23 protein-coding genes are annotated in these 21,454 nt (G+C 71.3%); 9 read left to right on the forward strand and 14 right to left on the reverse strand.

The annotated features are described in order from the left end of the window. Positions 1-49 precede the first annotated feature (49 nt). Together ACZ60J_RS00690 and ACZ60J_RS00695 are read right to left on the reverse strand one after the other, a co-directional pair. A complete protein-coding gene (locus ACZ60J_RS00690; protein WP_469677681.1) occupies positions 50-475 on the reverse strand; it encodes an ATP-binding protein in 426 nt (141 codons plus the stop codon). A gap of 70 nt (positions 476-545) precedes the next feature. Continuing rightward, positions 546-893: an STAS domain-containing protein gene (locus ACZ60J_RS00695; protein ID WP_469677683.1), complete on the reverse strand. Its 348-nt coding sequence runs from the start codon at positions 891-893 to the stop codon at positions 546-548. A gap of 392 nt (positions 894-1,285) precedes the next feature. Here ACZ60J_RS00695 and ACZ60J_RS00700 point away from each other — a divergent pair, with 392 nt between their 5' ends. From ACZ60J_RS00700 to ACZ60J_RS00710, 3 genes are read left to right on the forward strand one after another with little or no spacing between them, the layout of a single operon-like run. Continuing rightward, positions 1,286-2,875 (forward strand): PP2C family protein-serine/threonine phosphatase, encoded by a 1,590-nt coding sequence (locus ACZ60J_RS00700; RefSeq protein WP_469677685.1) that lies wholly within the window; start codon positions 1,286-1,288, stop codon positions 2,873-2,875. Then, entirely contained in the window at positions 2,872-3,954 is a 1,083-nt protein-coding gene (locus tag ACZ60J_RS00705) for a cobalamin-dependent protein (RefSeq protein WP_469677687.1), read from the forward strand. Before ACZ60J_RS00700 ends, ACZ60J_RS00705 begins: the two co-directional genes overlap by 4 nt. Continuing rightward, entirely contained in the window at positions 3,951-4,379 is a 429-nt protein-coding gene (locus tag ACZ60J_RS00710; RefSeq protein WP_469677689.1) for an STAS domain-containing protein, read from the forward strand. Before ACZ60J_RS00705 ends, ACZ60J_RS00710 begins: the two co-directional genes overlap by 4 nt. Before the next feature lie 106 nt (positions 4,380-4,485). On the opposite strand, the gene ACZ60J_RS00715 is transcribed toward ACZ60J_RS00710, so the two are convergent. From ACZ60J_RS00715 to ACZ60J_RS00730, 4 genes are read right to left on the reverse strand one after another with little or no spacing between them, the layout of a single operon-like run. Further along, complete coding sequence (locus ACZ60J_RS00715; protein ID WP_469677691.1) at positions 4,486-5,223, reverse strand: dienelactone hydrolase family protein; 738 nt, start codon at positions 5,221-5,223, stop codon at positions 4,486-4,488. Next, entirely contained in the window at positions 5,220-6,113 is an 894-nt protein-coding gene (locus ACZ60J_RS00720; protein WP_469677693.1) for a YihY/virulence factor BrkB family protein, read from the reverse strand. Before ACZ60J_RS00720 ends, ACZ60J_RS00715 begins: the two co-directional genes overlap by 4 nt. 23 nt (positions 6,114-6,136) lie before the next feature. Next, positions 6,137-6,322: a hypothetical protein gene (locus tag ACZ60J_RS00725; RefSeq protein ID WP_469679074.1), complete on the reverse strand. Its 186-nt coding sequence runs from the start codon at positions 6,320-6,322 to the stop codon at positions 6,137-6,139. Positions 6,323-6,373: 51 nt separating this feature from the next. Then, on the reverse strand, positions 6,374-7,597 hold the full coding sequence (locus tag ACZ60J_RS00730) for an FUSC family protein (RefSeq protein WP_469677695.1): 1,224 nt from the start codon (positions 7,595-7,597) through the stop codon (positions 6,374-6,376). 201 nt (positions 7,598-7,798) lie between these two features. Here ACZ60J_RS00730 and ACZ60J_RS00735 point away from each other — a divergent pair, with 201 nt between their 5' ends. After that, positions 7,799-8,902 carry an oxygenase MpaB family protein gene (locus ACZ60J_RS00735; protein WP_469677697.1) on the forward strand — a complete coding sequence of 368 codons (1,104 nt, stop codon included), beginning with the start codon at positions 7,799-7,801 and terminating at the stop codon, positions 8,900-8,902. Between the two features lie 57 nt (positions 8,903-8,959). After that, positions 8,960-9,595 carry a TetR/AcrR family transcriptional regulator gene (locus tag ACZ60J_RS00740; protein ID WP_469677699.1) on the forward strand — a complete coding sequence of 212 codons (636 nt, stop codon included), beginning with the start codon at positions 8,960-8,962 and terminating at the stop codon, positions 9,593-9,595. A 33-nt stretch (positions 9,596-9,628) separates the two neighbouring features. On the opposite strand, the gene ACZ60J_RS00745 is transcribed toward ACZ60J_RS00740, so the two are convergent. After that, the gene (locus ACZ60J_RS00745) at positions 9,629-10,054 is read right to left on the reverse strand and encodes a DUF6003 family protein (protein ID WP_469677701.1); all 426 of its coding nucleotides are present in this window, start codon (positions 10,052-10,054) and stop codon (positions 9,629-9,631) included. A gap of 357 nt (positions 10,055-10,411) precedes the next feature. Here ACZ60J_RS00745 and ACZ60J_RS00750 point away from each other — a divergent pair, with 357 nt between their 5' ends. Further along, positions 10,412-11,311 (forward strand): GNAT family N-acetyltransferase, encoded by a 900-nt coding sequence (locus tag ACZ60J_RS00750; protein ID WP_469677703.1) that lies wholly within the window; start codon positions 10,412-10,414, stop codon positions 11,309-11,311. A gap of 146 nt (positions 11,312-11,457) precedes the next feature. Here ACZ60J_RS00750 and ACZ60J_RS00755 read toward each other — a convergent pair whose 3' ends face one another. From ACZ60J_RS00755 to ACZ60J_RS00765, 3 genes are all read right to left on the reverse strand, one after another. Next, positions 11,458-12,459: a 3-oxoacyl-ACP synthase III family protein gene (locus ACZ60J_RS00755; RefSeq protein WP_469677705.1), complete on the reverse strand. Its 1,002-nt coding sequence runs from the start codon at positions 12,457-12,459 to the stop codon at positions 11,458-11,460. Further along, positions 12,456-12,719, reverse strand: a complete 264-nt coding sequence (locus ACZ60J_RS00760) for an acyl carrier protein (RefSeq protein WP_469677707.1) — start codon at positions 12,717-12,719, stop codon at positions 12,456-12,458. The genes ACZ60J_RS00755 and ACZ60J_RS00760 overlap by 4 nt, the downstream gene beginning before the upstream one ends. 99 nt (positions 12,720-12,818) lie before the next feature. Then, positions 12,819-14,696: a ThiF family adenylyltransferase gene (locus ACZ60J_RS00765; RefSeq protein WP_469679075.1), complete on the reverse strand. Its 1,878-nt coding sequence runs from the start codon at positions 14,694-14,696 to the stop codon at positions 12,819-12,821. A gap of 408 nt (positions 14,697-15,104) precedes the next feature. Here ACZ60J_RS00765 and ACZ60J_RS00770 point away from each other — a divergent pair, with 408 nt between their 5' ends. After that, on the forward strand, positions 15,105-15,656 hold the full coding sequence (locus ACZ60J_RS00770; protein ID WP_469677709.1) for an EF-hand domain-containing protein: 552 nt from the start codon (positions 15,105-15,107) through the stop codon (positions 15,654-15,656). Positions 15,657-15,760: 104 nt separating this feature from the next. Here ACZ60J_RS00770 and ACZ60J_RS00775 read toward each other — a convergent pair whose 3' ends face one another. Then, positions 15,761-16,810: an aldo/keto reductase gene (locus ACZ60J_RS00775; RefSeq protein WP_469677711.1), complete on the reverse strand. Its 1,050-nt coding sequence runs from the start codon at positions 16,808-16,810 to the stop codon at positions 15,761-15,763. Between the two features lie 115 nt (positions 16,811-16,925). Between ACZ60J_RS00775 and ACZ60J_RS00780 the strand changes: the two genes are divergently transcribed. Continuing rightward, the gene (locus ACZ60J_RS00780; protein WP_469677713.1) at positions 16,926-17,477 is read left to right on the forward strand and encodes a TetR/AcrR family transcriptional regulator; all 552 of its coding nucleotides are present in this window, start codon (positions 16,926-16,928) and stop codon (positions 17,475-17,477) included. A gap of 65 nt (positions 17,478-17,542) precedes the next feature. Beyond that, a complete protein-coding gene (locus tag ACZ60J_RS00785; protein ID WP_469677715.1) occupies positions 17,543-18,232 on the forward strand; it encodes a hypothetical protein in 690 nt (229 codons plus the stop codon). A 45-nt stretch (positions 18,233-18,277) separates the two neighbouring features. On the opposite strand, the gene ACZ60J_RS00790 is transcribed toward ACZ60J_RS00785, so the two are convergent. From ACZ60J_RS00790 to cseB, 3 genes are all read right to left on the reverse strand, one after another. Continuing rightward, positions 18,278-19,228, reverse strand: a complete 951-nt coding sequence (locus ACZ60J_RS00790; RefSeq protein WP_469677717.1) for a D-alanyl-D-alanine carboxypeptidase family protein — start codon at positions 19,226-19,228, stop codon at positions 18,278-18,280. 118 nt (positions 19,229-19,346) lie between these two features. Next, positions 19,347-20,627, reverse strand: a complete 1,281-nt coding sequence (locus tag ACZ60J_RS00795) for a sensor histidine kinase (RefSeq protein ID WP_469677719.1) — start codon at positions 20,625-20,627, stop codon at positions 19,347-19,349. A gap of 16 nt (positions 20,628-20,643) precedes the next feature. Further along, positions 20,644-21,441: a two-component system response regulator CseB gene (cseB, locus tag ACZ60J_RS00800; protein WP_469677721.1), complete on the reverse strand. Its 798-nt coding sequence runs from the start codon at positions 21,439-21,441 to the stop codon at positions 20,644-20,646. Between the last annotated feature and the right edge of the window lie 13 nt (positions 21,442-21,454).

The following is a 21,454-nucleotide window of genomic DNA, read 5'->3' on the forward strand; positions in this document are numbered from 1 at the left end:
ACCGTCCCCGCGCACCGCCTCGGCCGGCGTCGCGGCGGTCCGGGAGGCATCAGGTGAGGCGCAGGACGACGGTGATGGTCTTGCCTCCGGGGTGCCGGTGTACCGCCGGGTCCGCGGTGAGCTGCTGGACGAGCCGCCAGCCGTAACCGCCCGGATGCCCCGGGGCCGGCCTGCGCACGATCGGGAGCTCCGGGCTCGCGTCACTGACGGACATGCACAGGGTGCCGTCCTCGGTGATCTCGGCATGGAACCCCGTGAGGCCGCCTCCGTGACGGATGGCGTTGGCCACGAGTTCCGAGGTGACCAGGAGCGCGTCCACCGCGGGGACCGCGTCCGGATCGAGGTCCGCGCACCGCAGAAGGGCCCGGACCACGGCACGGGCCTCGGAGGCGGTGCCCGGCACGACGCCGGCCGCTCCGTCGTTCTCCCCGCCTCGGGTGGGACTCCCGGTGGCGTCGGCTGTGGGGTGGCTCATACCGTGACCGCCTGCCCCGCCTCGTATCGGTCATGCCGCCGCCCTGACGTTTGGCGGCGGGCTGGTGAACTCAGCATGTCAGCGCGGTCTCCAGGCTGTCCGTCATGCGGAACACGGATCCGGTGCCGGTGACGTCGAAGAGTCTGCGAACGGCCGGGCGCAGCGGTCCGGCCAGTACGAAGAGCGTCCCCGCCTCACGGTGGGTCTGGTGTGCGTCCAGGAGCGCGTGGAGCACGGACGAGTCGACGAATCCGGCTTGCGAGAGGTCGACGACGGTGCGGGGGGACCCGCTCGCCGCCGCCTTCGTGAGGATGCGGCCGAGATCCGGAGCGTTGTCCGCGTCGACCTCTCCGTGCATGTGGACGACTGCCACGCCGTCGCGGGTGGTCGTGGTGACCACTGGTTCGTCTCCGATCACCCCGACATCCTCCTACACCGCTGTCCCCGGTCGCGACCCAGCCTCCCGTTCCGGCCTCCCGTGGGCGACGCGGCCCACTGACGAAGCAGCCTGCAACCACGCGGCGCGAGCGCGGCTTCCTCATGAGCCGTGCGGCAACTTTCCGACATTCCGCTGCTCTTGGGACGATGTGCTGTGCGCATCATGTGCTCATTCGGTGCGGGGCGCGGCGGCGAGGGTTGCAATTGCCATTTGCGTGGCGGATGGAGGATGGTTGCCATGAGGCAACCATTTCCTTCGAGACGGTGAGGTGAGGGGTTCGCGTAGCGGGCCTTCGACGTTTGGTGAAATTCGCCCAGTCAGCATCGACTCCGACCGCGGTGGGCATTCCGTGGCGTGAAGCCCCCTACCCCGTGTTCGTGGCGAACGACCAGGGGACCCTCGTGGACGTCAACGACGCGGCGGGCCTCGCCTTCCCCCTTGCCCGCCCCGGTGTGCCCGTGGCGCAGGCCATGCCCGTGTGGCTGTCCTCGGCGCACGCAGAGGCGGTTTCCTGCATTCCCCCTCAGCGGCCGCGGAGCGACCGGCCCTGCGTGGTACGGGGCCTGGTGGGGGACCGTGCGTACGAGGCCCGTTCCACGGTGCCCGGCGACGGCACGGTCGTCTGGTGGCTGATCGACGACACCGACCACCGGCTCGTCCGCCAGGCCCTGCAGATGGAACGGGAGCGCACCGCCTTCCTGACCCGGGCGTCCAATCTGCTGCTGTCCTCCCTCAATCTGGAGCGCTGCACCGACGTCACCGCGCAGATGGCCGCGGAACACCTCGCGGACGCGGCGCTGGTGATCGCCCCCGGCGGCGGGCGTGAGCTGCCCGTGGTGGCCTGTCTGCGCGGCGGGGCCCCCTCGCGCTCCCACGTGATCGCCGATCCGGAGCAGGTGCCGGGGCTTGCCGAGGCACTGCAGGGCTTCCCTCCCGTGCCCTCCCGCTGGATCGATCCGAGGTCCGCCCCCACTTGGCTGATCCCCGACGGGTTCGGGGAGGTCGGGTCGATCGTCATCACTCCCCTGCCCGGCCACGGGGTGCCCGCCGGCGCCCTCGTCCTGCTCCGGAGCACCGAGAGCGACACGTTCGCGGAGGGCGAGGAGGTCTTCGCCCGGCTCTTCGCCGCCCGCGCGGGCGCGGCCATGTCGGCCGCACGGCTGTACGCGGAACAGTCCTCGATCACCGAGACCCTGATGCGTGCGCTGCTGCCCCCCGTACTGCGCCAGGTCTCCGGGGTGGAGTACGCGGGCGGGTACCGCCCTTCGAAGGATCACGAGCGGGTCGGCGGGGACTTCTACGACGTCCACCCCGCTGCGGCAGAGGGCGAGGCCTCGCTCGTCGTCCTCGGTGACGTGTGCGGGAAGGGCCTGGAAGCGGCCGTGATGACGGGGAAGATCCGCAACACGATGCAGGCACTGCTGCCCCTCGCCGAGGACCACCACCGCGTACTGAGCCTGCTGAACACCTCGCTCCTGAACTCGGACAACACCCGCTTCGCCACGATGGTGCTCGCCTCGGCGGCACGCGAGGGAAGCACCGTGCGGCTACGGCTGACCAGTGCCGGGCACCCCGCTCCGCTGATCCTGCGCTCCGACGGCCGCGTCGAGGAGGCCCCCACACAGGGGACCCTGATCGGCGCTCTCCCCGACGTCACCACCGAGACGGCCGCGGTGACCCTCGCACCGGGCGAGACCTGCGTCCTGTACACCGACGGGATCACCGAGGCCCGCGGCGGTCCGATGGGCGGATCCATGTTCGGGGAGGCCCGGCTGCGCCGGGCCCTCACGGAATGCGCGGGGATGCCCGCCGAAGCGGTGGTGGAACGGGTGCAGATGCTCGCCTCGCAATGGGTGGGCAGCGGTCGCCACGACGACATGGCGGTCGTGGTGATCTCCGCTCCGCGGACGCACCACCTGAGCGCGGTGAACGGGCACACACGGGGCAGGTTCACGGCATGATCACGGACCTGACGCGGCCTCCGACGCTCGCACACCTGACGGATCGGCTGTGGGAGGCCGTCCTCCGCGGCGACGAACCCGCCGCGACGACAGCGGTCCGCCGGGCTCTGGACGAGGGGCTGGACCCGGAGAGCGTCCTGCTCGACGCCATCGCCCCCGTCCAGGGACGCATCGGCGCCGAGTGGGCCGCCAACCGCATCGGGGTCGCCAGGGAACACGCCGCCACGGCCATCAGCGAGCGGGCCGTGGCCGTGGTCGCACAGCACCCCGCGGCCCGTACCGAACCGTCCCGCGGGCGGATCGTGGTCGCGTGCGTGGACGGCGAGTGGCACGCCCTGCCCGCCCGCCTCCTGTCCGAGGTGCTGCGGCTGCGGGGCTGGACCGTCGACTACCTCGGCGCGCAGGTCCCGCCACAGCACCTGGTCGCGCACATCCACCGCACCGGGCCGGACGCCGCGGCCCTGTCCGGCTCGATCGCCACCCGCCTGCCGACCGCACACGCGACCATCACCGCCTGCCAGGCGGCCGGTACGCCCGTCCTGGCCGGCGGAGCGGCCTTCGGGGCGGACGGGCGGTACGCCCGCATGCTCGGGGCCGACGCATGGGCCGGCGACGCCAGGGCCGCGGCCGACACCCTGGCGCGCGGCCCGCTCCCGCCTCCCCGGCCACACCATCAGGCCATCGACGACCTCCCCCACCTGAGCGACCAGGAATACACGCTCGTCACCCGCTCGCGCCCCCAACTCGTACGGGCGGTCCTCAGGAAGCTGGAGGCCGTCCGTCCGGCGATGCGCGAGTACAGCGAATTCCAGCGCGAGCGCACGGCCGAGGACCTCTCGCACATCGTCGAGTTCCTCGCCGTGGCCCTCTACACGGACGACGAATCCCTGTTCTGCGACTTCCTGCACTGGACGGCCGGCATCCTCTCGGCGCGGGGCGTGCCCGCCCACCTGCTGGCCCCGACGCTGGAGTTCCTGGGCCACGAGCTGGGGGACTTCCCCCGTGCCACCGGCATCCTCAGAGCCGGCGCCGCCCGCTTGACCAGTACCCCTCTCACCGCCGCCGGGACATCCGAATGACCAGCCTGCCCTCGACCCCCCTCGGTCTCGTACGCGTCGACACGGACGGGACCGTGCGCATCGAGCTGCGGGGCGACCTCGACCACCTCAGTGCCGACGCCCTTCCGCAGGAGGTCACCGTCCTCCTGGCCGAGCGGAGCGGCATGCTCGCCCTCCATCTGCATTGTGCGGGGCTCACCGCGATCGACTCGTCCGGGCTGTCGGCCCTGCTGATGGTCCGACGGCTCACCGACACGGCCGGTGTGCTCCTGTACGTCGAGGACCGGCCCGAACAGCTCGACCGCATGCTGAGGGTCACCGGTACGTTGGAGCACCTCACGGCCGCCGAAGGGGGCAGGCCCGGAACCATCGCCCCGGCGCGACGATCCACCGCCTCGGAGGACCCCGTACCGCCCCGTTCGAGCAGGCCCGACACGGTCATCTGACCGGCACCACCGGCGGCTCGCGCCGTGGGTACGGCGGACGACGCGGCTCGGATGGAGCATCTGGCATGCACGGGGGTCGAAGTTGGCGCCGGGCTGTTTGCCCGGGTCAGGCCTCCAGGTCCGCCGTCACGGGCAGGCATTCGGCGAGCAGGTCGACGACGTCGCGCCAGGCGCGCTGCGCGTGCAGGGGGTGGTGGCCGACGCCGGGGACCGTGGGGTGATCGACCGTCGGATGGTGGAAGGCGTGCAAGGCGCCTCCGTAGACCGTGAGGCGCCAGTCGAGGCCCGCGGCCTGCATCTCGGCGGTGAACGCGTCCCGTTGCCCGGGCGGCATGATCGGGTCTTCCGATCCGACCCCGGCCCACACCGGGCAGCGGATGCGCGCCGCCTCGCCCGGGCGGCCCGTGGTGGTTGCGTTGACCGTCCCGATCGCGCGCAGGCTGACGCCGTCGCGCCCGAGTTCCAGTCCGATGGCGCCTCCGGTGCCGTAGCCGATGGCGGCGATGCGGTCGGGGTCGGTCCGCGGTTCGGTGCGCAGCACGTCGAGTGCCGCATGGCCGATGCCCCGCATCCGGTCGGGATCGGCGAGCAGGGGCAGGCAGCGGGCCAGCATCTCCTCGGGGTCGCCCAGGTAGCGCCCGCCGTGCAGGTCGAAGGCCAGCGCTACGTAGCCCAGCTCGGCGAGGGCATCGGCCCGGCGGCGCTCGACGTCGCTGAGCCCCATGCCCTCGGGCCCGAGCAGCACGGCGGGCCGGCGGTCGACGCCGGCCGGGAGCGCGAGGTGCCCGATCATCGTCAAACCGTCGGCCGGGTACTCGACCGCACGTGTCGTGATCATCGTCATGGGACCGGACGGTAGTGATCGTCGAGCCCGGTCCCCCGCTGTTCCGCCACCGGCAGAACAGCGCAGGTGACCGGCGACGCCGGGGCGCGGTCGCGTTCGGCGTTGAACTGGGCTCCGGCGAGCATGGCCAGGTTCGTCAGCCAGAGCCAGATGACGAAGACCACGGTGCCGGCCAGCGAACCGTAGAGCCGGCCGTACGTGTTGAGCTCCGTGTACACGGTGAAGAGCCCCGTGGCCGCGAGCCAGAGCAGGGCCGCCAGGATGCCGCCGGGCAGCCCCCGGCGGGTGCCCCGGCTCTGTGCGGGGCCGCTCCGGAAGAGCATCAGCACCAGCAGGGTGACGACCGCCAGCAGCAGGGGCCAGCGCAGGAGCGCGATGCCTTCGGCGCCGGGCAGGCCCGCGGTGTGCGCCGCCCATCGGGCCGTCGGCCCCGACACCACCAGTACCGCGGCGGCGGCGACGAGCAGGAGGAGCAGCGATGCGGCGTTGACGAGCAGCATGTGGGCGGCGCGCAGCGGGGGCCGGGTGTCCGGCACCTGGTGCATCGCGTGCAGGGCGCGGCGGAACACCGCCAGGTAGCTGCACGCCGACCACAGGGCGCTCAGTGCACCGCTGATCAACAGGGCCCACATCGAGGCGTGTTCCGACGTCAGGCCGCCGAGTGCGTCGCGCAGGACCTGTGCCGACTGGGGAGGTGCGTACGAGGTGAGCCGGGTGATCAGCCGGTCCCTCGACGCGCCGCCCAGGAACCCGACGAGGGAGACGGCCATCACGAGCGCGGGCAGGAGTGTGAGTACGGCGTAGTAGGTGAGGGCGGCGGCGTGGTCGGCGAGGTTGTCGGTCCAGACGCGGACTCCCGTGCGGCGTAGATCGGCTGCGGTGCGTGCCACGGTTTCGGTCATCTTGGTGTACTTCAGCGCCTGCGGCCCCGTCTGCGCGATGCCCACCCGGTCGTGCCGATGCCGGCGATGTGCAGGGCGAGTGCGGCGAGACCGAGCAGCATGAAGTTGGTCGAGGTCAGTACCTCGTTGGTGGCGATGTCGGCCGCGTTGATCAGGAATGCGATGAAGAACAGCACTGCGGCGGTGATGCCGAGCATGTCCATGCCCCCTTTCGGTTGATGACGGCCGTGTTCCCCGTACGGGCCGGATCATGAGCCGCTACCGGAGACGTACTCCCGCCGACGGAATCGGGCACGGAGTGCGTCCAGCCGCGGGTGGCGGGCACGGCGGTCGTGGGCGTGTCGGTCCAGTTCGTGCAGGAGGCGCTCGGAGCGCTTCTCCACGCTCAGTTCCTCGAGGACTCGGTCGGCCTCGGCGAGGAGCGCCCCGTAGAGCTGCCACTGGGCGGGATGGCGGTCGATCTGTTCGGGGAGGAGTCCGGCGAGGCGACCGCGGCAGGTCCGGGCCGTTTCGAGCTCTTCGATGAGCTTGTTCTCGGCCTCCTCCGCGTTGGAGGTCACCTGGGCCGTGATCAGTTGTGCGAAGGACTCGACGCATGCGGCCGTGTGCTCGTACAGGTTCCGCAGGGCGGCGGCCACCGGTGGAGGGAAGGGCGGTTCGTCGCCGTGCGCCTTCGCGAGGTCGGCGAGCGTACGGCAGGACACGCGCAACACCACCGCGCAGATCTCCAGGGTGTCGAGGCCGGTGCGCAGGACGAGGCGGAAGAGGACTCCTTCGCGCACGCGGGGGTTCAGCCGCAGGCTGTCCTCGGCCTGCTGGAGGGCGGCGTCGACTGCGGAGATGTCGTTGTCGAGCCGGCGGGCCTCCTGCAGCCGGGCCACTGCCCGCTCGACGGTGGTGGCATTCGCGGACTCACTGCCGATGTGCACGAGCAGCGTTGCGATGCGGCCGGCGAGGTCGGTGATCGCGTCGCTCGCGGGCCGGATCCAGACGGGCGGCACGAACAGGACGTTGAAGCCGAGGCCCACCGCCGCGCCGATCAGGGTCTCCAGAACCCGGTCCCAGGCGGTGTCCGCGACTTGGGTGACCCCGAGGACGAGCATGGCGCTGATGGCGACTTCGGAAACGAACTCGCCCGCGCGCACGAGGCGTCCCACGACGAGCGAGGCGAGGATGATCAGGCCCAGGCTCCACCAGGTCAGACCGACCAGGACGCTGAACCCGATCGCTATCAGGACCCCGGCGACGACGGCGTTGACGCGCCGGACTCCGGTGGTGAGCGTCGAGTACAAGGTCACCTGGACCACGAGCAGCGCCGTCAGTGGCGCGGTGAGCGGCGCCTGTTCGCTGCTGAGGCGCAGCGCGACGACGTAGGAGACGACGGCTGCGGCCGTCGAGCGGACGGCTTGGACGACGGCGGGCTCCCGGTGCCGTCGGACGAGTTCCAGTAGGGGGGCAAGTGCGTCTGACATGTACCGCCCCTGCCCCGCTCCTCGGCAAAACATCATGGCGGAGCGGACAGTTCCGGCCTGACATGTCGCTGCCTCGATCCGCCGGTCCGTCCTGTACGGCCGATCCGGCAACGAGGTGATGCGGCCTCTTGCCCGGCTGGGCGAGGGTGCCCCACACTCGTGAGTTGACAGTCGTCAACTCCTGTTGGAGGTGGGTTCGTCATGCCCGAGAGCGCTCACTCGAAGGGTTCGACCGCCGGCTGGGTGGACCGTGCCTCGGCGATGACCGATCGACTGGCGGACGAGCTGGTGGACGAATTACGGCACGGGGGACGGCAGACCCGGATCGACCTCCAGCGCGGTCTGGCCCGCGGCGCACGGGACCTGACGCGCCCCTCACCGGCCTTGGCCGCGTTCCTGCACGACCTGGAGCACCGGCCCGCCCACCTCGATCCGGACGTGCTCGACCACGGGTCCCGGGCCTGGTTCACCCACCCCGGCTGGGCTCACGCGATCGCCCTGTCGGCCGGATCGTTGGTCAAGGTCTACCGCTGCCCCTCCATCGCCGCGACCCTGACTGCCACCGGGTCCCTCGTCGACACCGCCGGCGCCCGCCTGGACACGACCGGGCTGTGGGTCAACTCCGCGCTGCTGCCCGGCTCCCTGCACCCGGGGAAGCCCGGTTACATCGCCACCGCCCACGTGCGTCTGGTGCATGCCAGGGCCCGGCTGGCCGCCCTCGCGGGCGGCTACGACCCGGCGGTGCACGGACCGCCCGTCAACCAGGCCGATCTCCTGCGTACGTGGTTGGCCTTCACCCACACCTCGTTCCGGGCCGAGGCCATGCTCGGCTACACCTGGACCGGATCGGAACTGGCAGGGCTGTACCGCTACTGGCAGCACATCGCGCACCTGATGGGAATCGAGCCGTCCCTGGTGGAGCACCTGACCGGCCCGGCCGCGGCAGCCGAGGCGGATCGTCAGCTCTCGTCGCAGGGCCGCCTACGGGCTGCCCCCGAGGCCGATGTCCTCACCCGGCACACGATCGAGGCCGTGGCCAGGACCCTGCATGCCGAGTTGGGACTTCCGGCCGTCGTGGGCCGGCCTCTTCTTCGTGCGCTCGTCGTACGGTTCCATGCCGATTCGACGGCCGAGTCCCTTCCGGCACGTCAGGTCCAGCCGGCCCTGGCCGCGATGCGTCCCGTGATCGGCCTCGGACACCGCTGGCGGAGCCGACCGGCGCGCCAGGCCGCACTCATCACGGAGAACCTCGCCGTCACCCGGGCCTACATCCGGTCCCTCGAGGCCCACCACTCCCCCTCCTGAACTCTCGCCTCCGGCCCATGCCCCCCGGCGGCCCGGAACGCCGGATAACCTGGCCCCATGCAGCACGCCCCCACCGAAGGCGCCCTCAAGGCCCGGCGCCTGGTCCCCGAAGGTGAAGTCCTTCGAGCCGCGCTGACGGCCTTCTCCCGCCACGGATTCGAGGGCGTGTCGCTGCGGTCGCTGAACGCGGAACTCAACGTCAGCCACAACATGCTCACCAAGCGGTACGGATCCAAAGAAGCCCTGTGGAGGGCCGCCGTCGACGACGCCTGCGCAAGCCTGACCGAGGCTCTCGACCGTGCGGAGGATCCGACGGGCTCCCCCCTCGACCGCCTGCACAACATGATCGTCGCCTTCGTCCGGGCCGCGGCCCACCAGCCGGACCTGCTCCGCCTCGTCACCTCCGAGGCCACACACGACTCCGAGCGCGTCACCCACCTGTGGACCCGTCACATCCAGCCCACCATCAACCGCTTCGCGCCCTTGTACGCCCAACTCGTGGCCGAGGGGACCCTCAAGGACGTTCCCCTCCCGGCGGTCTATTTCATGATCACTTCAGGTGGGACCGCACCCTGGGCCAGCCCGGCGCTGAGCACCCGTCTCGGCCACCCGCCGGACTCCCCCGCCACCATCCGCGCACACGCCCACCACGTCGCCGACCTCATCCTGAGCGGCCTGCGCACCCACCGCTGAGACCGGAGCCACCCACTCGCACGGGCCTCGGGCTCATGCCTCGGAAGCCGACGACAAGGTGGCCGGATCGACTCCGGAGAGTTCGATGATCCGGTGGGCCGGAACACCGGCTGCGAGTGCGCGTCGCAGCAGCACGTCCCGGTTGGCCTCCCCTTCGCGGAAGGCGAGGAGTTCTTCCTCGACTCCCGCCACTCGGTCGGTGGCACCGGCCCGGCGCAGCAGTTCCAGCTCCTCCTCGCTCAGCGGCACGGGGAGCCGCTGGGCACCCTCGGGAATCAGCCCGGTCTCTTCCGGTGGCACCACGCGGACGGCCGGAGAGTCCGCGCTCACTCCCAGCGCCGCGAACCAGGCCTGCACGGCGGCGGTGTTCAGGCACTCCAGATCCCCGACAAGGGCCAGCGACGTTCCTTGCCAGCCTTCCGTGGTCACGGCCAGGTAGAAGTAGGCGTCATCCGTCATCGTGGTCACACTCCAGGTACACCGTGGCGGCAGTCGATCACCCGGCGGTTACCCCCTCGCTCCGCGGTCAAGCCGACCCGTCCTTGTAGATCATGCGTGCGAGCGGCGACGGCTCCGCGACCCCCTCGCACGGAGTACTCCGACCGGCCGACGTCTCGTCGCCGGGTGCGGTTCCCGCTTAAATCCCTGGATGGACCCGTGAAGGTCACGTACCGTGTGGCTCGACGCCCGAGACGAACGGAAGGAGGCGAGTGCCGTGCAGTCCACACCTTTCAGCGCTCCCCCTTCCACCGTCCCGGCGTAGTACGCGATTTCTGACCGGGAGCGCTTCCAGCAGCCTGTATCCCGGAGGAATCCATGACCGACGTGGTCATCCGTACGCTCTCCGCGAGCGACGCCCATCTCTTCGACGCACTCCCCGACCCCCTGGGCGCCCGTGAAGCCCATCGACGCACGCAGTTCCGCCCCGACTGGAAGCGCGTGGCCCTGCGCGACGGCCAGGTCGTCGCGCGCGGCGCGTGGTGGGGCGGCGCCCAGGACTCCGAACCCGTCAACATCAACTGGTTCGACGTGGCCGAGGGCGAGGAGGAGGCAGGAGCCGCACTCCTGCGTTCCGCTCCCCGGCGGGTCGAACTCGAGATCAACCTGCCCGGCCGCTGGCGGGACGACCCCGCCCTGCGGGCCGCCGCCGAGACGCGCTTCGCCGCCGCACGAGCCGCCGGGTACGAACTCCTGGTGGAACGCTTCTTGTACCTGTGGACCCCGGAGCGAGGTCTGCCCGAGCGGCCCGGACGCCTGCGTTTCAGCACCGAACCCGACGACAGCGTGTTCTTCGACGCGCTGCGCCGCATCCACTCCGTCACCCTGGACGCCCACTCACTCCGGGCCACCGAGGAAGGCGGCGTCGACCGGGCCGCTCAGGAGGAACTCGACTTCTTCCACTGGTGCCCCTCCCCACGGGAGTGGTGGCAGATCGCCCACACCCCCGAGGGCGACCTGGCCGGCATCCACATCCCGGCCCGCAACACCTCGGGCCCGACCGTCGGCTTCATCGGAGTCGTCCCGGAGCAGCGCGGTCACGGCTACGCGTACGACCTCCTCGCCGAGTGCACCCACTTCCTCGCGGAACAGGGCGCGCAGTCCGTGAGCGGGGCGACCGACCGGGGCAACTTCCCCATGGCCGCCCACTTCGACAAGGCGGGCTACCCCGTCGTCAGGGAACGCATCAACTTCCACCCGACGGGCCGGACGGCCTGACGGCCTGACGGCCTCACGAGGACCAGTTCGGCGCGCGAGGCCCCGGTCAAGACGGGTGCATCAAGGGCCCGGCCGAGGGTATCGGCCGGGCCCTGCTCGGTTCGAGGTCGTCCCGCTGCCCCTTCCGGGACCACCTGCGCTGGACGTTACGACCAGCGCAGGATGGTTCCGGCCCAGCTCATTCCCGCGCCGACGGCGGCGTGCAGGACGGTGCTTCGCGGGCGGAGGCGTCCTTGGTCGCGTGCCACGTGCAGGGCCATGGGGATGCTGGCAGCACCGGTGTTGCCGAACGTGTCCGCGGTGACGACGAGTTGTGTGTCGGAGATGCCCAGCTCGGCGCTCAGGGCCCGCAGCATGCGGGGATTGGCCTGATGCGGGATGACGAGGTCGATCTCGCTCAGGGGCAGACCGGACTGCTGGAGGAGTCTGTCGACGATCCTGGGGAAGACGTCGTGGAAGTAGGCCGCAACCGCCTTGCCGTTCATGTGGAGGTAGTGACCGCCTTCGGAGAGGGTGCGGTCGGTCGTCGGCTGTGCGCTGCCGCCGGCTTTGATCCCCACGATGTCGGCCAAGGCCCCGTCGGTTCCCAGTGCGCTGCACAGGATTCCCTGTCCCGGGGCTGCAGGACCGATCACCACGGCGCCCGCACCGTCCGCGAACAGGACTCCCGTGGACCGGTCGACGGGATTCTGGAACTTGGAGAACGTCTCGGCTCCGATGACCAGGGCGTGTCCGTGGGGGTGGGATGCCATGAGGATGTCGTGGGCCGTCTTCAGGGCGTAGAGGAAGCCCGCGCAGGCCCCGCCCACGTCGGTGGCCCAGGCCCGGTCGGCGCCCAGACGGTGCTGGACCCGGCAGGCCGTGGCGACCGCGAGCTGATCGGGTGTGCTCGTGGCCACCAGGACGACGTCGATGTCCCGGGGTGAGAGGTCGGCATCGGCGAGGGCGCGCTCGCCGGCCGAGACGGCGAGATCGGACGTGGCCTGTCCCGGCTCCGCGTACTGCCGGTGCCTCACGCCCGTCATCCGCTCGATCCACTCGGGGGCCACACCGTACTGGTCGGCGATCTCCGCGTTGCCGATGCGCCGCTGCGGGACGTGGACACCGAGGCCCAGGATCCCGAAGGGGGTGGACGGCCGGCCGGTCACGTGCGGATTTCCCGGGCGTTCGCCTCCTGCACCACGTGCGCGCAGTGGGCCACGGTCACGCCTTCGGCGGCCAGCCGCGAGTCGTCGACGGGGGCGCCGAACTCCTCCTCGGCCCGGACCGCGATCTCCACCACCTGGAGCGAGTCGAGGTCGAGGTCTTCGACGAGCCGGGATTGGGCGGTGATGTCATCGACGGGGCGATCGGCGACGGCGGCGACGAGGACCGTGACCCGCTGCAGGAAGTCGGTGGGTGTGGACATGGTGGGTTTCCCATCTCGGTGGACCGGGTGGAGGGTGGTGTTCTGGCCGGGGTGACGTCGCCAGGGCGTGCGCGCTCGCACAGAGCGTCGGGGCATGCGTCAGGCGACGGTGCTGCGGGCGCCCGCGGTGAGGACTTCCAGGTCGGTGTAGAAGCGTCCCGACGGGCGGGGCTGGCCCAGCAGGATGCGGCGCGCCGCGTCGGCGGTGAGGGCGCCGCCCAGCGCGACTCCCGAGGCGAGTTGCGGCCAGCTGCTGAGGGTGACGCCGATCTCTGCGATGGAAGCGGTCAGCTCCGGGCTGATGCCCTCGCGGTCGACCATCGTGAGGATGACGTCGACCATCTCCTGGGGGGTGAGGTTCTTCAGGTCGCCGGAGGTCGCCTCGCCGAGGAGGCCGTGCAGGAGGGGCCGGTCCGGTTCGAGGTCGAAGCGCTCCACGTCCAGCAGGCCCCGGTCGTTCGCGTCCATCACGACCGGGATGCCCAGAGCCCGGGCGTGCTCGCGCGCGGCGAGCTTCACGTAGGGGGTGTCGCACTCCTCGACGAGGAGGTCGATGGGGCCCGTGCCGCCGCTGAAGAACGCCTCCATCGTGTCGTCGGTCAGACCGTCCTGGTAGAGCTCGATGTCCAGCCAGGGGTCGATCTCCAGCATCTGCCGGGCCGCCAGCACGCACTTGTTCAGTCCCAGGTGGTGGACTCCTGCGCGCAGGCGGTTGAGGTTCGAGACGCTGAGGGAGTCGAAGTCGGCCAGCTTGAACGATCCGCCGATGCCTTCCATGGCGAAGGTCAGGGCGGCGCTGCTGCCGACCGAGAGACCGATGATGCCCACACGGCGTCCCAGCAGCCGGCGCTGCTGAGCACGGTCGATCCGCCCGCGGTTGCGGTCGGTGCGCACGAGGCGGAACTCCTCGCGGGGCAGCAGGTGCACCAGGCGTCCTGACCACGGGTACCAGACCCAGGTCCCGTACTCCTGCGCACTGGCGCCGGCCAGCTGCTCGGCCACGGCCCGTCGTACCGCGTCCGGTGACGAACGCAGGCGGGGCTCACGGCTGGTGACCAGCTCGGTCAGCTGCTCCGCGATCGTGTCCATCACTTCCCGGACCTCACCCGAGTCGATCAGGCTCTGCAGGGCGGTCCGGTCCTGCTCGTTCCGGGGATCGAAGAGCACGGGCTGCCAACACGTGCCGGAGCCAGGACGGCCGCTGGTGGCCGAGGAGGCCGTGAGGTGGGTGGAGGACAGCCGGGAGGACAGGCGTACGAGGCTCTGCGGGGCCGTGGCGGGCCGCGACGCCGGCTTCAGCCCGGCATTCTGTGCGGGGACCACTGCGGAGGGAAAGGATTCTTCCAATTGCTCGACGAGCCCGCTGAACTCGCCTGCCGAAGAGCCGGCCCGGTACAGCATGATCACGACGTCCTCGGTGTAGTGCTCGACGTAGCGGCGCGTACCGGGCACGGCGCGGAAACCGAACCGCTCGTGGAACCGGTCCTGCCCGTCGGCGGTGCCCGAGGTCCCGATCATCGCCTTGGCTCCCAGGAAGCGCGCGGCGCCCATGGCGAAGGCGTTGAGATGGATCCCCAGGCCCAGCCTGCGCGCCTGGTGCTCCACCACCAGACGACTGTGCTCGAACGTTTCCGCAGCGCCGAGACCGTTCTCCCTGAGTACCTCGTCGTAGCGCTCGACGCCCAGGTACGCCCGGGTCTGGAAGAGACCGCCCGTCTCCGGCGTCGAGAGCCGCACGTACCCCAAGGGCGAACCGCCGGCCTCCCGCCTTCCGACGAAGTGCCAGGCCCCGAAATCCAGATCCTGATCGTCGGCGTAGCCGCCGCCGGGAGTCCGGAAATCGGGCCGGCGTCCGCGGTCGAAGAGGATCCTCGCCCTCAGCTCACGAACCTGACCGACCAGCTCCGACGCCTCCGACTCGCCCGTTTCGACGCGGAACGCGGACACGTGCCACGGAACGCCCGTGGCCGTATGCATGCTCTTCACAACCAGTAACCCACTTCGCCCAGCGCATGGCGCTCGAATGTGCTCCGGGGCGCACGCCCTGCGCACCCAAGATCACAACGAGTGCGCCGATGATCGGTTGCGCACCGCTGTCGGGATCGCCAGGAACGACTCGACACGGGGCACGGGTTACGACCTAGACCGCGGTCACGGCGCGCATGGAGCCTTTGTGGCCTCGGAGTTGGCGCCCTCGCGGCCGGTCCGTGCCGCGGCCGCCGGGTTCACCCGGGCATCGAGCCGTCTGATCCCACCCCGAGCGGGCAACCACCGGATGTCTGTTCCCCGCGTCCGGACGGGTGATGGATGCGGGTGCCGGTGATCGGCCCTGCCAAGGATGGGCCGCGACCGCTTTGACGCTTGCCGCTACGTGGAGGAGCCCTCGTGCCCGATACCGCCACCCCTGTGCTGACCCGCAAGATGCACTACATGTTCACGTTGCTCGACGCCGACCGCGACGGCCTCCTCGGGGAGGGCGATCTGGACGCTGTCGCGGACCGGATGGCCGAAGTGTTCCCGGGGCAGCCGGACCGGATCCGCACGCTCCGCGACGCCCTGCACCGGCTGTGGGTGGACCACCTCGTCCACGCCGGTCCCGGGGGTGGCCGCCTCGACATCGAGGCCTTCGAGCAGGGCATCCGACGGTCGGTCGCCTCCAGCCCTCTCACCCTGCTGGAGACCCTGCACGCGGGAGCCTCGGCTTGGCTCGCCCTCACGGATGCCGACGGCGACGGCCTGATCACACTGGACGAGTACCTGCGCCTCAGCCAGGCCATCGGCGGGGTGCCCGCGCCGCGGATGGAGGAAGCGTTCCGCCGCCTGGACCGCGACGGGAACGGCACGTTGGACCCGGCCGAAATCGACGCCGCCGTCGTGGAGTTCTTCACCAGCGAGGACCCCGACGCCCCGGGGAACTGGCTCTACGGCCCGTTCTGACAGCCGACACCTCGCGACACGCTGATCGCGGCCTGTGACCGGGGCCGCGACCGGCACGGGACGGTTCCGGGCTCCGCGTCCCAGGGCCACCGAGGCCGGTGGTGTCAGACGTTGGCGTAGCCGGGGATGGCGGTCTTGATGCGTTCGAGTTCCGCGGGGTCGGAGACGCCCTGGAAGTCGTGGCGCGGGGTGTACGGGGTCTGGAGGCGGCGGGCTTCGTCGTCGGTGAGGTGGAGGTCGAGGGAGGCGACGGCCTCGTCGATCTGCTGGATCGTGCGTGCGCCGACCAGGGGTGCGGCGACCACGGGGTTGCGGCGCAGCCAGGCCAGGGCGATCTGGGCTCGGGAGACGCCGCGGGCCTCGGCGAGGGCGCCGACCTCCTCGATGATCCGGCGGTCGCTGTCGGCGTTGGCCTTGTAGAGGAGGTCGGCGTAGCCGCCGTCGGTGGCCGCGCGGGCGCCGGCGCCCGCCTGGTCGAAGGGGCGGGCGAGGCGGCCGCGGGCGAGCGGGCTCCAGACCATGGTGGCGACGCCTTCGTCCGCGCAGAGCGGGAGCATCTCGCGTTCCTCCTCGCGGGCGAGGAGGTTGTAGTGGTCCTGCATGGTGACGAACCGGGCCCAGCCGTTGCGTTCCTGCAGGTGCAGCGCCTTCGCGAACTGCCAGGCGTGCATCGAGGACGCGCCGAGGTAGCGGGCCTTGCCGGCCTTCACCACGTCGTGGAGGGCCTCCAGGGTCTCCTCGATCGGGGTCTGGGCGTCGAGGCGGTGGATCATGTAGACGTCGACGTAGTCGGTGCCCAGGCGGCGCAGGCTGGCGTCGATCTCGGACATGATCGCCTTGCGGGAGAGGCCGCCTCCGTTGGGGTGGCCCGGTCGCATGTCGTGGCGGACCTTGGTGGTGATGACCACGTCGTCGCGGTCCGCGAAGTCCCTCAGCGCCCGGCCCAGGATCTCCTCGCTGGAGCCGTAGGAGTACATGTTGGCGGTGTCGAAGAAGTTGATCCCGGCGTCGAGTGCGTGCTTGATCAGAGGGCGGCTGGACTCCTCGTCCAGGGACCACTCCGGGTGGCCGCGGTCGGGTTCGCCGTACGTCATGGCGCCGATCGCGATCGGGGAGACGTCCAGGCCGGTGCGGCCCAGCTTGATGTAGCGCATGGGGAAGCTCCTATGATGAACGCGGGCGGAGAGCTCTCCGCTTCGCTTTCGACCGTAACGGAGAGTTCTCCGGTAGGCAACCCGAGCCGACCGCGCACACTCCGGAGGAGGACCCATGGCCGGCACCGCTCCGCAGCGCTCCGACGCGCTCGCGAACCGTGAAGCGATCCTCCAGGTCGCCCACGACGCCCTGTCCGAGAGTCCGGACGCCTCCCTGAACTCCATCGCCAAGCGCGCCGGCGTCGGCGCGGGGACGCTGTACCGACACTTTCCGACCCGCGAGGCCCTGATCCTGGAGGTCTACCGGCACGACATCGGCCGCCTGGTCGCCTCCGTACCGGAGCTGCTTGCCGCGCTGGACCCCCTGGACGCGCTCCGGCAGTGGTTCGCGGACCTCGCCGGGTACGTCCGCCTCAAGCACGGCCTCGGGGAGGCGTTGCACTCCGCCGCCGCGCAGCAGGTGATCAGCGAGTCGTGGCCCCCCGTCACCGCCGCCGTACGGCAGCTCCTCGACGCCTGCGAAGGAGCCGGCGCCGTCCGCCCCGGAATCGACCCCGTCGACGTCGTCATGCTCCTGAGCTGCCTGTGGCGCACTCCCGACACGCCGGACGGCGCTCTGCAGACCCGGCGCCTCATGGAACTCGCGATCCACGGCTTCCGGCCCTGACCTTAGGATCACGGTCGGCGGTCATGCGGAACGCCGTACGAGGACTGGACGGACCGGGAGACGGAATGGCGATCGACAGGCCCGGGCGGCCGGAGGACCTGCCGGCGGCCGAAGTGCTGTGGGCGCGCTGGGCCTTGGCCGCCGTACTGGAGGCCACGGCGGCGGCGGCGGCGAGGGGCGGCCGCCGCAGCGGCACGTGGATCGACGGCCGGGGCCTGCACCTCGACGACCGGGGCTGCACCTGGTGGACGTTCCAGCAGCTGGGAGAGGGTCGCTACCTGTTGTACGGCGAGGACGAGTCCAGTGCCGTGAAATGGCACGAGCCCGCGATCGACATGCTGGCCCAGGGCCCGGACTGGCTCCCGTACGGGCGTCTGCGGGAGCTGTTGGAGGGCTGGGAGCTGGGCTGCGTGTACTGGTACGAGAACGGCGCCTGGGCGCGGGCGCCTTACCCGGACGCCCTGGACGACGACGGCCTCGACTGCGGAATGAGCCGCTTCGCGGTGCGCGAGGAGGCCTTGCGGGACCTGATCGCCTCGGAACGCGGGCTGCCCCGGGGGCGGGCCGACGACCTGCTGGCCGCGGCCGAGGCGCGCAGCCTCACTGCCGCCGAGGTCCGGGAACTCCTGGACGCGGCCGCCGCCGCGGAGGAGCACGTGCCGGCCGACCGGGAGGCGATGCTGAGGTCCCTGGAGCTCGCAGCCCTGACGGCCCCCGTTTCCGCTGCTCCCGCCCCGTCGGACGGAACCGGCTGACGGCCCCCGCACCGAACGACCGCGGTTCCCGTACGGAGCCGCCGGTCAGGGCTTCGGATGCCGGCCGGCGAGGGCCTGCGGGAGGGCCGCGCGGATGGCCGTGATCAGGGTGCGGCTGGACTTGAAGGCGGCGGCCATGCCCGCTGCGGGGGTGGTGTCCGCCTGCTGGTGGAGGACGACGCCCAGGATGAGACGGGGGGCGCCCGCCGCCTCCTGCGTGGCGGCCCACATGAGGTTGCCGCCCGCCGGGGTGGAGGAGCCCGTCTTCAGGCCGATGACTCCGTCCTGGCCGAGCAGTTTGTTGCTGTTCTGGATCTGCGTGCCGGCGCCGGGGGCCGTGACGGCCGGTGTGGCGACGATCCGGCGGAAGGCCTCGTTCTTCATGACGGCACGGGCCAGCTTCAGCTGGTCGGCCGCGGTGCTCGTCGTGTCGGTCTCGATGCCCGAAGCCCCGGTGTAGGTCGTGTGGTTCATTCCGAGTGCGGCGGCGGCCTTGTTCATCTTCTCCGTGAAGCGCTGCTGATCGCCGGAGTCCCAACGCGCCAGCAGCCGGGCGACGTTGTTCCCGGAGGGCAGCATCATGAGTTCCAGGAGCTGGCGCTGGGTGTACTGGTGCCCGGCCAGCACCGGTGCGGTCGACTCCGCGGTGGAGAAGGACTCGTCGGCGGCCTGCTGGTCGGCCTCCACCTGCTCCCCCGGGCCGTCGCCGGACATCGGATGCCCGTCGAGGATCACGTAGGCGGTCATGACCTTGGTGATGCTGGCGATCGGCACCGGGACCTGCGCGCCCTTGGTGCCCAGGCTGCCGACGCCCTCGACCTCCGCGCTCGCCTGGCCCTCCGAAGGCCACGGGAGGTCCGGCAGCCCGGCGAGCGCAGCGGCCACCGCTCCGTCGGGGCTGCGCGGCTCGTCGCCGCCTGAGACATACCAGGCGCCCGTACCGGCCATCAGGGCGAGGGCGACGGAGAGCGGTACGAGCACGGACCTGCGCGACATCGGGGAACCTCCAGGAATTCGGGTGCGGATCCCGCACTCGAATCACCTTCGAGGAGCCGTACTTCCGGGCCCGTACGAGCCTGTTTCCACCGCCGCGAGGGCCTGTTGCGGTTCTGTTTCAGGCCCCGGAGGGAGCGGGTCCGCCCGTCGGATCGAGGTCGAGGGTGGCGACCGCGCCTCCTTCCGGGGCGTTCGCGAAGGCCAGCCGGGCACCGAGGACCTCCGCCTGCCCGAGCGCGATGGTCAGCCCGAGTCCGTGCCCGCGCCCGCGCTCCGGGGTTCCCGTACGGAAGCGCTGCGGGCCTTGGGTGAGGAGTTCGACGGGATAGCCGGAGCCGTGGTCCCGTACGACGATCCGTGCGCCCGTGGCGGTGGCCTCCACGGCGATCTCGACGGGGGCGGCCCCGTGCCGGTGGGCGTTGGCCACGAGGTTGGACACGATGCGTTCCACCCGGCGCGGGTCGGTCTCCAGGATCGTGTCGGCACGGACCGCCACCGAGGTGGGCATGCCCGTGCGGCGGACGATGTCGGTGACGAGTTCGCCCAGCGGCACCGCGTCGGTCCGGGCGCGTTCGGCTCCCGCGTCGAGCCGGGAGATCTCCAGGAGGTCCTCGACCAGCCCGTTCAGGGCCCGGGCCCGGTCCCTGACGAGCTCGGCCGCCTCGTCGTCCTCCGGGAGGAGCCCGGCGGCCGTGGACAACCCCATCAGAGGGGTGCGCAGTTCGTGCGCGACGTCCGCGGTGAAGCGGCGCTCACCCTCCAGTTTGTGCTGCAGGGCTGCGGCCATCTCGTCCACGGCCGCCGACATCTCGCTGATCTCGTCACGGGCCCGGCCCCCCGGGCCGATCCGGGCGTCGAGGTCGCCGTCGGCGATGGCCCGGGCCGTACGGGACCCCCGGCGCAGCCGGCGGTTCATCGGCTCGGTGGCCAGGGCGGCGAGCGGTACGACGACCAGGAGCGCGGCGAGCACGGCCTTGACGATACTGCGGTCCAGAAGCTGGAGCCCGCGTACCTCGAAGCTCATGTCCGTCCGGGCGACGAGCACCCGGCCACCCTCCACGGGCATGACCCCCCACTTCCAGTACCAGTTGGGGGGTTTGCGGTCGTACCAGGTCCCGTACAGACCGGCCGGGTCCTTGGCGGCGAGTGCGCGCGCGAGGGGTGCGTCGAGCTGCTCCGGCGTGAGGAGTTCGACGCCGAGCGACACGCTGCCGGTGCGGTTGTACTCGCGCTCCGCTTCTCCCAGTTGCACGGTGAGGCGCTCGTCGCCGATGCGGTCCCCGCGTTCGGCCATCGCCTGGTGGACCAGGACGCCGATCACGGCTGCCACCGCGCAGCAGGCGGCGGCGGTCAGAGCGGCGATCTTCCAGCGCAGGGCGCGTGGGTTGAGGAGTGTCATGGCGGCGGACCGCCCCTCAGCCGCGGACGAGTTTGTAGCCGAAGCCCCGGACGGTCTCGATCCGCTCGGCTCCGATCTTCTTGCGCAGCCGGAGCACGCACAGGTCCACGACCCGGGTGTCGCCCTCCCAGCCGTAGTCCCAGACGTCGCGAAGGAGCCTGCGTCGGTCGAGCACGGCGCCGGGAGCCGCGGCGAACTCCAGCAGCAGCCGCAGCTCGGTGGGGGTCAGCGGAACGGGCCGGCCGCTCCGGTGCACCTCCAGGCCGAGGGTGTTCACGGTCAGGTCCCCGAAGACCAGCTTCCCGGGGACCGCCGCGGGATCCGCGGGGGCGGCCGCGGGAGCCACCGGTCCGGCCGACCGCCCCGCCGTCGGCACCGCCGACGTCGGCTCCGGTTCGGCGGGCCGGAAGGTGGCGCGGCGCAGCAGCGTACGGATGCGGGCGACGAGGACGGGGGTGTCGACGGGTTTGACGACGTAGTCGTCGGCTCCCGCCTCCAGTCCGGACACCACGTCGAGGGCGTCCCCGCGCGCGGACATCATCAGGACCGGGACCAGGCTCTCCTCGCGGATCCGGCGGCACAGCCCGATGCCGTCGAGTTCGGGCAGCATCACGTCCAGGATCAGCAGGTCGTGGCTGCCCGCCCGGAACGCCTCCAGGCCCTCGAGTCCGTCCGCGGCCACCGCGACCTGGTAGCCGTACCGCTCCAGGGAGAGCTGTACGGCACGGCGGATGGTGGCGTCGTCCTCGACGACGAGGACACTGACGGGGTCAGGGACCCGGGGTACCGACACGCCACCTACCTGCCTAAACATGGATATATGAGGA

The sequence above is a fragment of the Streptomyces sp. NPDC104226 genome, assembly GCF_055584085.1.

What these genes read in the sequence shown, in the direction of transcription:
- ACZ60J_RS00690 (WP_469677681.1), bottom strand. Translation starts at nt 475, where the DNA reads ATGAGCCACCCCACAGCCGACGCCACCGGGAGTCCCACCCGAGGCGGG.
- ACZ60J_RS00705 (WP_469677687.1), top strand. Translation starts at nt 2,872, where the DNA reads ATGATCACGGACCTGACGCGGCCTCCGACGCTCGCACACCTGACGGAT.
- ACZ60J_RS00710 (WP_469677689.1), top strand. Translation starts at nt 3,951, where the DNA reads ATGACCAGCCTGCCCTCGACCCCCCTCGGTCTCGTACGCGTCGACACG.
- ACZ60J_RS00715 (WP_469677691.1), bottom strand. Translation starts at nt 5,223, where the DNA reads ATGACGATGATCACGACACGTGCGGTCGAGTACCCGGCCGACGGTTTG.
- ACZ60J_RS00725 (WP_469679074.1), bottom strand. Translation starts at nt 6,322, where the DNA reads ATGCTCGGCATCACCGCCGCAGTGCTGTTCTTCATCGCATTCCTGATC.
- ACZ60J_RS00730 (WP_469677695.1), bottom strand. Translation starts at nt 7,597, where the DNA reads ATGTCAGACGCACTTGCCCCCCTACTGGAACTCGTCCGACGGCACCGG.
- ACZ60J_RS00735 (WP_469677697.1), top strand. Translation starts at nt 7,799, where the DNA reads ATGCCCGAGAGCGCTCACTCGAAGGGTTCGACCGCCGGCTGGGTGGAC.
- ACZ60J_RS00740 (WP_469677699.1), top strand. Translation starts at nt 8,960, where the DNA reads ATGCAGCACGCCCCCACCGAAGGCGCCCTCAAGGCCCGGCGCCTGGTC.
- ACZ60J_RS00745 (WP_469677701.1), bottom strand. Translation starts at nt 10,054, where the DNA reads ATGACGGATGACGCCTACTTCTACCTGGCCGTGACCACGGAAGGCTGG.
- ACZ60J_RS00750 (WP_469677703.1), top strand. Translation starts at nt 10,412, where the DNA reads ATGACCGACGTGGTCATCCGTACGCTCTCCGCGAGCGACGCCCATCTC.
- ACZ60J_RS00760 (WP_469677707.1), bottom strand. Translation starts at nt 12,719, where the DNA reads ATGTCCACACCCACCGACTTCCTGCAGCGGGTCACGGTCCTCGTCGCC.
- ACZ60J_RS00765 (WP_469679075.1), bottom strand. Translation starts at nt 14,696, where the DNA reads ATGCATACGGCCACGGGCGTTCCGTGGCACGTGTCCGCGTTCCGCGTC.
- ACZ60J_RS00775 (WP_469677711.1), bottom strand. Translation starts at nt 16,810, where the DNA reads ATGCGCTACATCAAGCTGGGCCGCACCGGCCTGGACGTCTCCCCGATC.
- ACZ60J_RS00780 (WP_469677713.1), top strand. Translation starts at nt 16,926, where the DNA reads ATGGCCGGCACCGCTCCGCAGCGCTCCGACGCGCTCGCGAACCGTGAA.
- ACZ60J_RS00785 (WP_469677715.1), top strand. Translation starts at nt 17,543, where the DNA reads ATGGCGATCGACAGGCCCGGGCGGCCGGAGGACCTGCCGGCGGCCGAA.
- ACZ60J_RS00790 (WP_469677717.1), bottom strand. Translation starts at nt 19,228, where the DNA reads ATGTCGCGCAGGTCCGTGCTCGTACCGCTCTCCGTCGCCCTCGCCCTG.
- ACZ60J_RS00795 (WP_469677719.1), bottom strand. Translation starts at nt 20,627, where the DNA reads ATGACACTCCTCAACCCACGCGCCCTGCGCTGGAAGATCGCCGCTCTG.
- cseB (WP_469677721.1), bottom strand. Translation starts at nt 21,441, where the DNA reads ATGTTTAGGCAGGTAGGTGGCGTGTCGGTACCCCGGGTCCCTGACCCC.